Origin of the sequence: Leptothoe sp. ISB3NOV94-8A (assembly GCF_043421595.1) — a bacterium.
In the GTDB taxonomy this organism is placed as follows: Bacteria; Cyanobacteriota; Cyanobacteriia; order Phormidesmidales; family Phormidesmidaceae; genus Leptothoe; species Leptothoe turfae.
This window is the reverse complement of record NZ_JAXSQW010000004.1, coordinates 1-15,877: the sequence shown is the minus strand read 5'-3', so window position 1 is coordinate 15,877 and position 15,877 is coordinate 1. Positions and strand designations below refer to the sequence as shown.

11 protein-coding genes are annotated in these 15,877 nt (G+C 43.7%); 1 reads left to right on the top strand and 10 read right to left on the bottom strand.

The window, feature by feature from the left end; translation table 11 throughout:
- From SPB21_RS33880 to SPB21_RS33845, 8 genes are all read right to left on the bottom strand, one after another.
- Window positions 1-3,099: a type I polyketide synthase gene (locus tag SPB21_RS33880; RefSeq protein WP_499869468.1), complete on the bottom strand. Its 3,099-nt coding sequence runs from the start codon at window positions 3,097-3,099 to the stop codon at window positions 1-3.
- 37 nt (window positions 3,100-3,136) lie between these two features.
- Window positions 3,137-5,236 (bottom strand): AMP-binding protein, encoded by a 2,100-nt coding sequence (locus tag SPB21_RS33875; protein ID WP_163665588.1) that lies wholly within the window; start codon window positions 5,234-5,236, stop codon window positions 3,137-3,139.
- A gap of 59 nt (window positions 5,237-5,295) precedes the next feature.
- Window positions 5,296-6,126 carry a long-chain fatty aldehyde decarbonylase gene (locus SPB21_RS33870; RefSeq protein ID WP_499056811.1) on the bottom strand — a complete coding sequence of 277 codons (831 nt, stop codon included), beginning with the start codon at window positions 6,124-6,126 and terminating at the stop codon, window positions 5,296-5,298.
- A gap of 164 nt (window positions 6,127-6,290) precedes the next feature.
- Complete coding sequence (locus tag SPB21_RS33865; protein ID WP_499056809.1) at window positions 6,291-7,358, bottom strand: fatty acid desaturase; 1,068 nt, start codon at window positions 7,356-7,358, stop codon at window positions 6,291-6,293.
- 15 nt (window positions 7,359-7,373) lie between these two features.
- Entirely contained in the window at window positions 7,374-8,342 is a 969-nt protein-coding gene (locus SPB21_RS33860; RefSeq protein ID WP_499869467.1) for an acyl-CoA desaturase, read from the bottom strand.
- Window positions 8,343-8,727: 385 nt separating this feature from the next.
- Window positions 8,728-9,582, bottom strand: a complete 855-nt coding sequence (arsM, locus tag SPB21_RS33855; RefSeq protein WP_499869466.1) for an arsenite methyltransferase — start codon at window positions 9,580-9,582, stop codon at window positions 8,728-8,730.
- A 410-nt stretch (window positions 9,583-9,992) separates the two neighbouring features.
- A complete protein-coding gene (locus tag SPB21_RS33850; RefSeq protein ID WP_499869465.1) occupies window positions 9,993-10,622 on the bottom strand; it encodes a hypothetical protein in 630 nt (209 codons plus the stop codon).
- Window positions 10,623-10,649: 27 nt separating this feature from the next.
- Complete coding sequence (locus tag SPB21_RS33845; protein ID WP_499869464.1) at window positions 10,650-11,861, bottom strand: hypothetical protein; 1,212 nt, start codon at window positions 11,859-11,861, stop codon at window positions 10,650-10,652.
- Between the two features lie 616 nt (window positions 11,862-12,477).
- Here SPB21_RS33845 and SPB21_RS33840 point away from each other — a divergent pair.
- Entirely contained in the window at window positions 12,478-13,779 is a 1,302-nt protein-coding gene (locus tag SPB21_RS33840; protein ID WP_499869463.1) for an eCIS core domain-containing protein, read from the top strand.
- A 301-nt stretch (window positions 13,780-14,080) separates the two neighbouring features.
- Here SPB21_RS33840 and SPB21_RS33835 read toward each other — a convergent pair whose 3' ends face one another.
- Window positions 14,081-14,287 carry a hypothetical protein gene (locus SPB21_RS33835; protein ID WP_163701050.1) on the bottom strand — a complete coding sequence of 69 codons (207 nt, stop codon included), beginning with the start codon at window positions 14,285-14,287 and terminating at the stop codon, window positions 14,081-14,083.
- A gap of 117 nt (window positions 14,288-14,404) precedes the next feature.
- Window positions 14,405-15,712 carry a hypothetical protein gene (locus SPB21_RS33830; protein WP_499869462.1) on the bottom strand — a complete coding sequence of 436 codons (1,308 nt, stop codon included), beginning with the start codon at window positions 15,710-15,712 and terminating at the stop codon, window positions 14,405-14,407.
- Window positions 15,713-15,877 lie beyond the last annotated feature (165 nt).

Genomic DNA, 15,877 nt, shown 5'->3' with positions numbered 1-15,877 from the left:
TTAACTGTTTGAGATGTTTACTTTTCCACTCGATCCACAAACCTCTGAATTATCCTGTGGTTTTCTCAAAGGCACCTCCACTGTGACAGCTAAGTATTTGGCAAGTTTGTGAATTGAGGAGTGGCGGGATGCCAAAGTCTCAGAAAGCGAAATTCCTAGCGCGGTTTGAATATGGTTCTTGACCTCCATAGCTGTTAAGGAATCCATCCCCAGTTCAATAAAGTCAAGGTGGGGATTGGGGATATTAGAAGGGGCTAACCGGAGAATATACGCTACAACTTCTTGGAGGTAGGTTTCTAGAACTTTAGATCGATCACCGATTTCAACTTGCATTAACTGTTGCCAAATCTTTGCTTGCAATAGTGTCAGAGGATCTTGACTAATGATAGGCCTAAAGGGAGTTTCCACCTGATCCACAGAGTCAGTATCAATCCAGTATCGTTCTCGCTGGAAAGGATAGGTTGGTAACCTTAATTTTTTACAGAGTTGGCCATTATGGAACTGAAACCAGTCAATGGAGACTCCTTGAGCATAAAGTTGAGCGAGATTTTCCTGTAGCTGTCGCCAATCTTGATACTGTGCCTTAGAGATTCCATGCCTACCACTGCGTAAACTCGACAACCAAAGATAGTCCTCCGATAAACATTGCTGGCCCAGTCGGGTTAATGACGGCTTGGCTCCCATTTCTAGAAAAATGGTACAGCCCTGCTTGCATAGCGCTTGCATTCCTGCCATAAACTGAACTGGCTGACAGAGATGATTGGCCCAATAAGCAGGCGTTGTGATCTCGTCGCCAGCAATTTTCCCACTAATACCAGAAATCATCGGAATACTGGGTGAAGCATAGTTGATCTCTGCTGTAACCGACTCTAATTCTTGTTGCAACGGTGCCATCACCTGAGAATATAGGGCATATTTTGTCGATGACAGCTGGGTCAAGAGCCCATTATCTTCCAATGTTTGACAGACGGTCTGAAGTGCTTGCTTGTCACCAGCAATAACCCACTGGCTCGGCGCATTATGGGCCGCAATACTTATATTTGAGGCATGGGTTGAGATTGCAGCTTCAACCTGTTCCTGGTTTCCTATCACCACCGCCATTCCACCGTCAGACTCGACTGACTGCAATAGCGTTTGTCGAGCCACCAACAGACGCAGCCCCTCTTCCAAACTAAATACCCCCGCTACACAGGCCGCAACGTATTCCCCTAGCCCATGCCCGATTAAAAAGTCTGGCCGCACTCCCCAGGAGACCCAGAGTTGAGCCAGGCTATATTCTAGAGCAAACACCGCCACATCAGACAGCGAAGCGAACTGATCTTGAGCAGATTGAGGATAAAGAATATCGATCAAGGATGCACCTAAATCAGCTTGCAAAAATTCATGGCACCGATTCACTGTTTGTCGAAACAGTGGCTGGCTTTCATACAACTGCTGCCCCACCCCCAGGTAAGCAGACTGTTCCCCCGGAAACAGAAAGGCAACGCTAGGGGGAACATCATCATCCCCTAACGTTGCTCTGGCATATCCACTTGTAGATTTTTCGGAAGGTATTTCAACGGAAGCATCATTCAGCTTCTCAGCTATGTCCTCCAGGGTATCCCCAACAACTGCCAAACGATGATGAAAATGACTCCGCCCAGTATTGGCTGTAAAACAAAGATCTGCCAAGTCTACATCTGGGTTCTGCTGAATATAGACCTGGTATCGTTGCCGTAACTGATCAAGTGCCCCATCACTTTTCGCCGACAATGTCAGCAGATGCATCGAATGACTTTGTTGCAGATCCTGACTTCCTACGTCCGATTTCCGACTTCCGACTTCCTCTAAAACCACATGGGCATTTGTCCCACCAAACCCAAACCCACTCACCCCAGCCAGGGCTGGATAGTCACTGTCTGGCCAGGGAGACAGTGTTTGCTGCACGTTGAGGGGAATCCGTTCAAAACGAATGTAAGGATTCGGTTTTTGAAAGTGCAAACTTGCTGGGATTTTTTGATGTTTAAGGGCTAACGTCACCTTGATCAAACTAGCCATGCCAGCAGCAGCTTCCAAGTGACCCAAATTGGTTTTGACTGAGCCAATGGAACAGTCTTTCCCTGCTTCGCGATCTTGGGAAAGAACCTTGGCCAATGCTTTTGCTTCAATCACATCCCCCAACTGAGTGCCAATGCCATGGGTTTCCACATACTGTACCCTCCCTGGAGAGACCTTCGCATCCTGGTAAGCGGCTTGTAATACGGTCTCCTGGGCCGCAGGATTTGGAGCCATCAGACCGTTACTCTGGCCATCTTGATTGATGGCACTGCCTCGGATGACGGCATAAATGGAATCGTTATTTGCGATCGCACTCGACAAGGGCTTTAAAACCACCACCCCCACTCCCTCACCGCGCACATAGCCATCAGCTCGCGCATCAAAGGCCTTACAACGACCATCGGCAGCCATAACCTTAGATTGACTAAAGGCCAGGGTCATCTCCGGGCGCAGAATCAAATTAACCCCAGCAGCCAAGGCCAAATCACAGTCTCCATATTGCAAACTCCGACAGGCTTGATGAACTGCCACCAGAGAGGAAGAACAGGCCGTATCTAAGGCTAAACTAGGGCCATGCCAATCGAGATAGTAGGAAAGACGATTGGCGGCAATAGAAAAGGCAATCCCTGTGTTGTAGTAGGCATCAACCTGACGATACTGGCAGATTAAGTATGAGTAATCTCCACTACTGATCCCGACAAACACTCCCCCCTGGCTACCCATGGTCTGCTCAGGCGAGATTCCCGCATCTTCTAAGGCTTCCCAACTGACTTCAAGCAATAGCCGCTGTTGGGGGTCCATAGTAATGGCTTCGCGAGGAGAAATTTCAAAAAACTGGCAGTCAAAGTCTTCCACATGGTCTAAAAACCCGCCTAAACAGGAAACCTCTGTACTGGATGAGTCGGAATCTAGCGCATGGAGTGACGGCATATACCAGGCTCGCTTGGAGGGAATGGGTGAAATCGCATCCTCTCCATCACATAGCAACTTCCAGTAAGCATCAGCATCATTAACGCCTGGAAAACGACAACCAATACCAATAATTGCAATAGGTTCTTTCATAAAAGACTAGAAGAAAAGGCTCCCTCAATACCTAATGCTAATCTTGTTCCTCCAACAACTTATGTAAATGTTGAGCCAGACTACTGATAGTCTTATGCTCCCAAAATATTGTGGGATCCAATTCTAGATGAAGCCTGGCTTCCAAATTCGCTGTCACATTAACCGCCGTAACAGAATCTAAACCATAGCGAAGTATCTTGTGACGAGGATTAATTTTTTCTGGGTTAATCGCTAGCGCTTGAGCCAGGTTATTGATCAAATACTCTGCAATTCCTGCCTCACTCAAATCAGCCTTAGCGGTTTGTTCAGTAACTATCTGAGCTGCTTTGTCCTCTGCATCAGCCGAACGGCTATCTATCGTGGCAAACCATTGCCCCACAACATTCAGGCTTTCCTCCAGATATTGCCTGCGGCAAGCAGAACGCTTGAGTTTTCCACTTGCTGTCTTGGGAATACTGCCTGTCTTCAGGAACAAAATGCCATGGACTTCAAGTTCATGCTGCTCTACAAAAGTGTCAAGGATAGAATCCACCAGCATATTCGCATCAAAATCCTTTAAGTGGTGACGTTCTATCTCCTGGGCCAGGATCAATCGCTCTACCCCTTCAACATCAACCGAAAAAGCAATCCCACTGTGGGGACGCAAAACAGGTGATATCCGCTCCAGTGTCAATTCCAGATCCTCCGGATGATAGTTACGACCACGCAGGATAATTAAGTCCTTGAGTCGCCCCGTGACAAAAAGTTCACCCTCCGCAATAAACCCTAAATCACCAGTACGCATAAATGGCCCTTCACCGGTATCTGCAAGATATGTCTGAAACGTTTTACTAGTTTGCTGAAAACGTTGCCAATACCCCTGAGCCACACTAGCCCCGGAGAGCCAAATTTCACCTACAGTATTTTCTGGCTGAGTTCTAGATGAATCAGGATCAACAATAACAATATTTTGACTCTGGTCACTGTAGCCACAGCTCACTAGCCAGGACGCTTTCGGGTGATCGGGCTTAGCATCTACAGCCTGCCCCTGAACTAAAGCCTCGCGTTCAAACCACTTAGTTTTCAAAGGAGCCCCATCAAAGCGCCCCGAAGCCAGCAGGGTTCCTTCTGCTAACCCATAACAGGGAGAAAACGCATCTTGACGGAACCCAAAGGGTGAAAACTTAGCCGTGAAATGCTGTATGGTTTCAGCTCGAATGGGTTCAGCTGCACTAACGGCCATTGACCAATGGGACAGATCCAAATTTTCAGCCGCTAACTGTTCTGGTCGAATCTTCTGTGCGCAAAGCTTATAGGCAAAATCTGGGCCACCGCTGATGGTGGCCTTATAGTGCGAAATCGCCTTCAACCAGCGAATTGGCTTTTGTAAAAAGCTGACTGGCGGCATCAGCACTGCCGAACAGCCTGTATAAAGGGGCTGGAGTAGGCCGCCAATTAAACCCATATCATGGTATGGGGGTAACCAGCTCACAACACAAGTATCAGAGGTAAAGTGAAAACACCTTTGAATCAGCTCTGAATTATGGATGAGATTCCCATGGGAAATCATTACCCCCTTGGGCTTACTCGTAGACCCAGAGGTATATTGTAAAAATGCAAGGCTATCAGGAGTTAAATCAGGATCCTGCCAGTTTAAGTTGTCTGCATTTTGCAGAGCGTCAGTAGCAATGCATGTTAGTGGCGATGAATATACCTCCTGTTCTAACTGTTTGCGGCTATTGCTCAGCAACGCTGTTGTTGTGAGTGCAAATTTAGCCTCAGCATCAGCAGCAATCGATTGGAATGAAGACGACCGCTGATTGGATTTAGGGGGATAGACTGGAACTGCAACAATACCTGCATAAAGACAACCTAAAAAACTCGCAATCAAGTCCAATCCAGGCGGATAAATTAAGAGGGCACGCTCTCCAACAGCTGAGATTTTATGCAGGTGAGTAGCAATGCCTCTGGCTCGTTGCTCCAATTCTTGATAGGACCAGGAAGTGGCTACTTCGCACTCGCCATCAACAAGAAAGGTATAGGCAATCTGATGAGATTGATGATGGGCTCTCCAAGTCAACAAATCCAAAAGAGTACACTGATCATCTAACGTAGGCGTTTTGGGAACTGACGTGCGTGGTCTAACAGACAGGCTCATGATTCTCCTAAATCGGCTTAATTTCTTTAAATGGGGCCTTGCAAGTCTGTTGCTCTAGCTTAGCAGCAGCCACTAGTCTTAACTTTGACTGGAACTGATTCCTGAGTAGGTTGATAATCTGACAAACCCGAGACCAGAGAATTAACAATTTTTTGGTCAAAACCAATTCTCTCTAAGGCTTCAATATAACGACGGACAATTTCTTTCGCTGCCAGACCACTTTCAAATCCCATATCTCCAGCATTAAATGTGCCACAAACCACACCCAGCTCTCCACACAAGGAGGTACATCCTTCACGAACAACAGTTAAGATTTCAGGCATGACTCTGTGATGAGCCCAAATCAATGCATCGTGAGCTTCATCTGAATCTTGTTGAAGTAATTGCTTCAATCGAGATATACCAATTTCAAAATGTTCTAGCTCATCGTTGAGAATACTTTCTGATACTCTAGCAGTCTCTCCGTCAACCGTCGTTGTTTTACCAATTCCAGCTAGCCCCAGATACGTAGTGATAGCTAAAATCTCAATCATAACGTCTTGAATGATGTAGCATACAGCTAGATTTTTTTTCGCTAGCGCTGCGTCAAAGTGCTTTCGAATGGTAAACCATTCTGGTTCTACAATTTTTTCAACCACTGGTAAATTCAAACGTTTTGCCAGTTTCACTAAGTTCCTGACATGCTTAGATTCAGCATAAGCTTGATGAACAGCCTCCATCTTCTCATCTGTATCGTCCAGTAGAGCAACCAAACGACAATAGTTCTCAGTGGCCGTAATCTCCCCAGCGATTAAAGTTGATATTAGAAATGCCAATAAATCTTGATATTGTTTATTGTATTCCTTCAAAGTAGAAGATTTAACCGACTTCGTCTGAACTTCAGCAACCATAATTCTTCTCTCCTAGTTTTACCTAACTTGTCAGCAACAATATTCGTAATTTAAGCAGAGCTAATCGTAAATAACATCTAATCGTTCATAAAATGTGACCCTTAGTAAAGGTGTGAAAATGTGAAAAGATTAACTTGCATTGAAAATTAGTGTTTGAATGAATTTCAATCAGATAATGGCAAATAACATTTTTGCTCAGGACAATAGAGATTTAGCTTTCCCATTTGCCAGAATAAATGCCAGCTAAATTCTGATTCTCGCATATACTCTCCCCAATTTCTCTTGAGACTTGTATGAGCCATTCTCAAATGATAGTGAGGAATTGCAGTGGAAATATGGTGAGGGATGTGAATGTTGATGTCATGACAAAGAAACTCAACCCAACGGGGATATCGACAATGTACTGTTCCATATAGCTGAGCTTCTGCATTATTCCATTCTTCTCCTACTCGCCATGGAATATCTACCGCACTATGATGCACACGAGTGAATGTGGAAAGCCAGAAGTGGAAAACTAACCAAGGTAACAACCAAAACTTGCCCATAGCCCAAATCCCACCCAAATAGTAGAGCCAAGCCAAGGCAACTACAGCAAAGAGATAAACGAGCACCGAGGAGAGTCGCACTTTGGAACACTCTTCCGTAGACAAGGTAGAACGCTTGAGATTCAACTCATACCACCAGTTTTGAATTGAGGCTAACCACCAGAACCATTCCCGCCAAAATTGGTAAGTCAATCGCCCTTTAAGGGACATTGACTTCCAAACCTCAGGTCGGAGAGGATACCAAGCTATATCAGCTCGTCGATGGATAACATCTTGAAGTTGTCGCCAGCGCTCCCCCCCCAATTTATTAGTAAAACGATGGTGGGTATTGTGTTGAATGCGCCAGTTATGAAAGGGATAGAGCAGAGGTAGCATTAACAAGTGTCCTAAACACTCATTCACCCATTTTCTTTTAGCAAAAGAGTAGTGGCCACACTCATGTCCTAAAATAAAGAAACCCGTCAAAGCAGTCCCGGTAAATATCCATAATGGAGGACAGAGGTACCAGGGGGCAAAAAATAATCCCACAGTGCCTAAGGCAACAGCCAATACACTAACAAAAACAGAAGTCCAGGCTTTGAGTGGTTGCTGGAGAAAACAGTCTTGAGGCAAACTTTTAAGTAACTCTTTAGTCGTAAAAGCTCGTTGTTGGACAGGGAGGGAAAAAGCTGAGTTTGGCACCGTCATTTTAATTTACCTCTCTTATACCTTCTGAGGCATCTTCTTTTGGCTTAACATTGCCTTTGTTGGCATCTTAACATCCCGCGCCAGCCCTAGTTTCTCTAGCACACGGATGAAATATCCACCCAAATCAACTTGCCACCATTCCAAACCAAAAATTGCTGAACTTGGAAAGGCATGGTGATTATTGTGCCAGGTTTCCCCTCCAGTGGGGATTGCTAACCAAAATATATTGTGACTATGGTCATCTGTCTCAAAGGATCGTTGACCATAAACGTGGGAGAGGGAATTTACACTACCCGTTAAGTGTTGGGTAATAAATATTCGAAAAACTCCCCCCCAGAGAAATCCTTGTACAGCACCCTGCCAGGTTAAATTCAACACCCCTCCTAAAATAGTGGGAAGCAATAGTCCCAGGAACACCCAAACATGGTAATAACGACTTAGTTTAGCCAGTGTTTGGTCCTTCATCAGTTCAGGTGCATAATAGGCTGGATTAGCATATTCATAATCCATAAGCCATTGCACTTGGGCATGCCATAAGCCCTTTACCCGGTTAATCAGCCCCTTTCCATGGTGGTTGGGTGAATGAGGGTCTTCCGGTGCATCACTGCACTCATGGTGACGGCGATGCATCACCACCCAAGACACAACAGGACCTTGAGCCACCATCGAGCCAATAATAATAAAGAGAACCTGCATCACTCGATTCGTCTTGAAGGAGCGATGGGTAAAGTAACGATGAAATCCAACCGTGATCCCCATACTAGTTACACCACACATCAATAGCGTAATGCCTAACTCTATGGGACCAAATGTTAACCAACTGAGAGAGATAAACGCTAAGATAGTCCCTACAAATGGACCGATTGTGTACAACAAAAAATGATTTCGCTGAATCCGGTTTATGTAGGCACTCGATATTGTCTTGCGTTTTTGATAAGGTCTGACCTTAGCTTGAGGTGAGACTTGAGGATGGAATGAATCCATTCGTATTTCGCCTGCTTCTAATGAAATGAGAATGAGATCTATATCTAAATTACTGTGTGATTAATACCACATGATTAGGATTATAAGATTGAAATACTCTTAGAAATACTGAGAAACAAAAATTTTCTCAAATATTAATTGCCAATTCCAAAGTTTTTTAAGCAGAAGAGTCAGATACAGACCCCTCTTATTATTGACATAGCTACGTAAGCCATAGAATATCATTAGGCAACGCAACAGAAGCTAAAAGCTAGTCAGCTTAGCGATTCTGTTCCTTTCCTTCTATTCGGATTTTTGTTATCTAACAACCTGATACGGGAATCTAAGGCCCAATTACATTGCACTAGATAACCATGATTGGTGTGACGTTTCAGCAAATCATTAATCAGACCAACTTCACACCACAAAATCTGGCACTCCAAACTTTGCCTACAATTTTCTTTAAAATATAGTCAATGCCTTGCTTAGAAACATTTTTGGCAGTCAACGTTTGCTCAAAATCTAGCACAGCTCCTATCATAGTTCGATCATAAACCATTCGATCGTCCACTCGAACGTCTCCAAATCCAGCCTGTTCCAGCCCTTTGATATAGTCATTCTCAGTAATTGCACCAGCCACACAAGCAAAATACATGTCGAGATCTGCGCGCATCCACTGAGGCAACTGTTCAACAATCATGTCAGAGACTGAAAATTGCCCACCCGGTTTCAACACCCGCACCATTTCCTGGAATACCTTATTTTTTTCAGGAGACAGATTGATGACACAATTAGACACAATCCAATCCACTGAATTATTTTTTAAGGGTAGGTCCTCGATATATCCCTGTAAAACCTGGATATTTTTATAAGGGCTTTTGTCAATGTTGGTTTGAGCTAGACGCAGCATTGCATCAGTCATATCAACCCCAATCACCTGACCCTCGTGACCAACTTTTTCCGCTAACAACAGTAAGTCCAACCCAGCTCCTGAACCTAAATCCAGCACTGTCTGTCCAGGCTTTATAGCGCTAAAAGCTACTGGGTTACCGCAACCAAAAGAACTTCCGGCAGCTTCTTGATGACTTTCTGTTGACTGCTCATCCCTATATCCAGACACTTTTGTCAGCGCTTCATGATTGACAGAAAATGATAGCTGTTCTGATGACGCGTCAGAATCTGAGGTATCAGAATTAGCAGTCTCCTTATTTAGGGCTTGCGTATACGCTTCCGCAACTTTCTGACGAATATCATCTACCATTGTTGTCTATTTGTAGGATAGTCACTATTGCACTGGACAAATTCTATATGTTCGGTGTGACATTGCACCGAGCAAGCTATAGCAGATTCTGATGGGATAAACACATTTTAGCGACGCACAGGAATTGGGAGTAGGGCGTGTTGAATGGAATGTATTCAAACTGAGCTGTCAGATTTTCTGGATTTGAGTTTTTTCTGGATTTCGGTGCGTAGGGCTATGGCTTGGACGTGGTTGGATTCTAATTTTAGAACATGGTTAATGTACTTGAGGTTGGAAATACTCTAGAGCTTTATCATAATAGTTTATCTCATAGAGGAGATTGCCAAGATAATTGGCCAAATTACGAGACTCGCCGATGGGATATCGAGGATGCCCTAGTCAAAGTAGGCCTGGAGTAATGGATACTTGCGCTAGAAGTTCAGGTTGCGATCGCTAAAGTCAGTTAGTACATATTTGATGGGAATAGTCTTTAGCGGCGATCGCCTAAAGAAGTCAAAGAATTTTTTTAGAAAATGATAGGCAAAACGACCTGAACCTGCTCCGAGCTCAATGATGCAAGCAGGCTGGGCAGGTATCCCAGGCGTTTTGTTGTTACTCAGGTTTGAACCGTACCAATCTTGTAGGAAACCATAAACGACTTTTCCATAGGCATTGGCAATGAAGGGATTACTGGTAATGTAGTGGGGGACAGTACCTTTATTCCAGGCTTTAACACCCTGTTGTTCAAAGAACTGACGCTGGATTTTCCAAAGATTTGATTGGGAAAGTCGATGGCTCTGGTTGGAAGGGATTGCAGGGTAAGGGTGAGGGGATCTTAAAATATCATCAGATAATTTCTCATCAAACGAGGCAATAGGAGTAGGCTGATGGAGTGGATAGCGATCTTGTTTTCCATTGACAGTTAGCTGAATTGGTAGGACAGGAACAACTTTATCAAAAATAACCCTCATGCCGTTTAAGCGTACAGGCTTCTGGACATTGCTGGTAGATGCAGCAATGTCCAAGTTATAGCCATTGGATAGGTCAGTTCTAAAAGACATAATAATAGCTGATTAGAAAAGCACCCATTAAGCTCGACTTACAACAAGTACTTCTACAGGAATCATATTCGCGACTTCCGTATCGACATTTGCATCCTTAAGATTATGTTTCTCTCCCCAGGTCCAAACGGTATCTGCATCAGGCATAAATACCCAGTGCATTAGCAAGTTGTCATCCAGAAATCTTTTGATTTTGTCACGATCAAAAATCTTCTGATTACGCTGATTAGGATCTTCTTTTTGAAAAGAATCTTTGTCATAGATGCCAACTATACGTGGCCATGCAGGCTGATTCCAAGAGATTTTCTGATCTTGGAAACCACTTAATTTACCTAATGTAGGGTTTTGAGAAAGCGCACGTAGAGTAAAGCTATTGTGCTCATTATTTATTTTTTGTTCCACCAGATCTATGACTTTCTTTACAGATTCGCTCATCAATTGCTGTAAAGGAAGTTTGTCTTTCTTGCGTTTATAAAGTATATCCAAATCACTGTAAGGTGTGACTCTGATTCCTAGCCTTTCACACAGTACAGAGAGGGCTCTAGGCGTTAATGCTAGATCTCCTTTCTTGTATCCTGAATCTGATACTTCTTGAGGTTGCAGGCCCTGGAGTTTTTTATTCTTCTGGTCTATTTTAATGCCTTCAAACAAATTGTTAAAGTCTTTTACTTTTTCCCATAGTTGCGATTTATGTTGTCGAAGATGATCCTTAAAGAAAATCATCAAACCGACAATCAGCGTGTAGTCAGTTGGATACCCAGGCACTGTCTCTTTTGAATCGTCATCGTAATAATGGGCCATTCGTTTTTCTATTCGATTTTGTACAATGCCCTTACCTCCTCGATCTTTATTTAAGTTGGCTTTGACTGACATCCCTTTATAATCAGTGCCATGGTAAATTGCGTCGAGTAACTCGATCAATATCTGCTCCTTACCTTGTGTTCCATTCTGCCGATTAGCAAAATAAAGCATGGCCATCAAGGCAGAGGCCATGCCACAGTTCCCCTCTTGATTCTGATTCAGTAGCCATGGCTTATCTCTAAGATTTTCTAACCTTTCATAGCTATTTAATTTTATTTCTACACTAAGGCCTAGCTTAAGAGCATCCTGCCAATCATTTACATTTTGAGCAATGCTGTAGTTAGACAAGGAGCCTGACCAGCCTGCGTAATCATCCCCTTGTTGTTGCTGTAATTTTTGTTGTTGAAGTGCTGTTTGAAGTTCTAGTAGGCGGTTCATAGTTGATCCTCTAGGGGGCTATTGTTTATCAATTAAGATCTAGAAGTATGTCTTTGAGTCAATTATCTGTTTTGTCCAACCATTACATGACGTTAAATTATAATTTCACTAGCTGTTTAAAGAACTGAATAAGCTTATGTATTTCCTAGGCAGGTGAGCTACTACAATGACTGAACCATCTGCTATGGAAAGAATAGGATGCGGCCATTTATATTTTCTCTATCTCTTTTGAGAACTTATATCTTCAAAAGTTATCTTGTACCACTCAAGCTAAACTCTAACACAGATTTTTTGGGAGTTCTGTTACTAGCTCCCTTGTATTTATATGAAAATCTTATCTTTTAGCTTGATCTTGGATTCTGTACTGACCTGATGGATGCAGAAGATTTTAATGCCATGTTACATTGATGAAAACACAAGTCTTTCCGTCTCAGGATTACTTGAGATTGTTACAAGGTTCAAAAGATAGGCAATATTTCAAGAAATTGAAATATCTCTTGATACCTTGAAGTAACGACTGCTAGTCAGTTCTCATCAGATCTTTTCAATGTTCCAGTATTTGGCTGCTGATATCGTGCAGTCACATTATTCTGTCAATTATTACTCGGAGTTATCCATGAAAACTAACCTATCACAGGTAACATCAGCACTAATCTCCAATACGGACTTGGTGATTCAACCTAAACTGACAATTGGTGCCATCAATGACAAGTATGAGCAAGAAGCGGATCAAATCGCTGCCCATGTGATTCAACAACTTAACTCTCCTAACCCTGGAATAGCCGTGGTTTCTAGACCTACCCTGATCCCAGAGAGTGACAGAAGTATTGGCTTACCTACCAATCCAGAATTTCAAACATTGGTTTATCAAGCCTGTACAACGGATGGAGAGACTTTAGAAGGTTCATTGCAACAACAGCTAGAAACCATCATGGGAGCCAATTTTTGCAGGGTGCAACTACACCATGATTCACTATCTGATAGTTTGAATCGTGCCCTGGGATCAATCGCATTTACGATTGGAAATCACATCTTTTTTAGACAGGATGCTTACCAGCCAGAGACTCAAGCAGGGCAAGAATTACTTATCCATGAGCTCACTCACGTTATTCAACAAGGGGGCGGAAGCCATGACCAAGGTATCGGCTCGTCCTGGTATATACAACGGCATGTTACCTATGGCTTGGGAGCTGATGCTATTGGAGTAGAGATCACAGTTAACAAGAAATATACAGAAGCCAAACTAGTTGGCAAAAGTGGTGTGATCACCGATAAAGGCCCCAACAAAGACAAACGCTGGTTTGTCCGTCTCCATGGAGATGACAAAAACTACAGATTTAAATCAGAGGAACTGGATTACGCCAAGGTTGATGGTAAATCAGTAGAGGGTTTAGATGAAGCTCAATTTCCGTCAAAAAAATATCCAGGTTCAATTAATTGGTTTCGGGGGCGTCTGACCATCAACGATGAGGAGCTATATCTGGAAGATGAATCATCACCTGGCCGAACACCTCGCAATGTAGTGTGGATTTATAAGAATGATGATAAGGATGAATATCCCCATATTCTATGTGAGGAGTGGGCAGGTTGGATGGGTAAGGCGCACTATACCAGTGCAGAAGTTGTTATGAACGCTACGGATACTGAGGTCGATCATGTCAATGTACGGCGGGTGTGGTTTATATGGGATCAAAATGAAAGAAAATTTCTGCCGTTTCAAGTAGCTGGTGGCACTGGACATGATAACAATGTCGAAAGTAAAGACAGTACCTCTATCTTGCCAAATTTTGAGGCCGATAGTACAGATGTGAGGTTCATGTACGACGGTGGATGGAGAAGCCATAAGGTCGATAGATCGACAACACATCCAGCGATTCCAACTGCGGCTGATTTAAATGCAGGATGGGGACATGTTTAAGCAAGAAACTACCGGTTGTCCATACTCCCAATGGTCTTGCGATATGGAGATAAACTCAAGCTGAGGGACTAGCCGGAGGGTGTTAACGGACTGAAACCGTCAGCGCCTGGGGAACATTACATTCCCCAGGCGCTCGTGCAATTGATAGGCTACTTCGAAACTTAGCAATGCTCCAAAGCTGTGGCGGAAAGAGGCAAATGACTGATGACAATGGAGCTAGAGTACCTGCAACAAGGGTTTAATCAGGTCTGGTCACTGGGTTAATAGCGGCTCCTTGAAACGTTTTTCATGTCCGATGCTTTTACCGACGACGCTGGGATAACTGGGCCTTAGGAATTAGACGAATGGGAGACACAGGGACAGCTCTCTCAAAGAGAATGGTCATGCCATTGAGCAATACCGGAGTGTTGGAATCATCTTGTGAGTCCAGCCTGGGCTCACTAACATATTCATCGTCTAAATTATCGGTATCTAGAGCATAACCGTAGGTGTAGGGGGCGTAAGCCATGGTGAATGATCTGATAAAGGGGATAAAGGACTAAAACGGAGGTTGGCAAAGGTCAGGATAGTGGTAAAGCCGAGTCGTTACAGTTTAATTGTCGCTGTTATATTTTGTGCCAAGGCCTCATCCCAGGGCGATAACTTCCATGGGAACAGCATTAAGGATATCGGCCTCTATGGAATCACTCTCGTAAGTTTCATTAAAATCTACGCTATAGCCCCAGGACCAGGCTTGGTCTTTACTGGGCATGTAGAGCCAGTGTCGCAATAGGTTGTAGGGAATACACTGCTTCAATTGTTCTTTATTGAATTTTTCCTCGGTTCCATTAGTTTCAGTCTCTTGCTTGGTGTAAAAATCGGACTCTTCATAAACGCCGACAATGCAGGGCCATGGGAGGTTTGACCAACTAACTGGAGCACTAGAATCTGCTTTATCAGCTCGGACGAACTTATCTATATTGTTTTTGTAGCAGTTGAACAAAGTTATGCCGTTGCCACCACGACTAGATTCCTGCATAAACTTTTGGTGCATCGTATTGTACACCTTTTCCTTAAGAGGTGTTTTTTGTCGCTCAGTCGCACTAACGGTATTGTCGGTATAGTGTACTGCATCTATGGACAAATATTGGCACAATGCTAACATTCCCTCTAGGGTTAAACCAAAATCGCCCTTCTTTAGACCGTCCTTTGTTAAATCGAGGATACCCATGTCCTTTAAATGAAGCTTAGGCCATTCATTTTTAAGGATCTGATTAAATTTCTCTAGCTGTTGCCACAGATTAGTATTTCTCTTTTTGACATGATCTTTGTAGAACAGCATTAAGCCGACAAGCAGCACATAGTCACCAGCAAAGGAGGCCACTTCTCCAATAGATGGGTGATGAAGAAGACGTTTTTCAATCCGATTTTGGATAATTGCCTTACCATTTCGCTCCTGGTTGGTATATCGGCTGGTGGCAATTAGGCTTTTATACTTGCTTTCAGACTTGAAGTCTTGTGACTGCGCTGCTGATAGCTCAGTTGATGTATAAATGGCATCAATTAATTCAAGCAGTATTGCCTGTAGATCTGCGTCTAATGATTGCCCACTGTTTGGGTCTAGTGCCTTGAGGTGGAGCATGGCCATAATAACGGCGGCAAAGCCACAATTGCCTTCCTGATTTTGGTCCAATGCCCAGGGTGCCTTTGCTATCCGGGTAAGTCGTCTTTTGATGGATAGGGGTATATTGATGGTGATTTGATCCAGGTCTTCCCAGTTGTCGATGGTTTTGGCAAGGCTGTAGGTTGAGAATGCGGTGGGCGCAGGTGGCGGTAGAATCCTGGGTGGTTCTGGTCTAGGTATGGGAGTAAGGGGCTTTAGTCTTGGTGTGGGTGGTCTTCGCTTTGCTGGTTTGCTGGTTAGGGCGTTTTGTAGTTTGAAGAGGCGATTCATGAGGGAGATCCTTGTTGTATTTGAGGGTTAGGAAGGAAGAGAGAGCAGTTTCATTTGTTAGTTGTTATTCTCTAGGGCTTGAGTATGGCGAAAAAGGATGTTGACTGATGATTGGACAAGTTAGCTTGGTTTCAGCTAATTACTCAGGAAATCAGTGCGTTACAG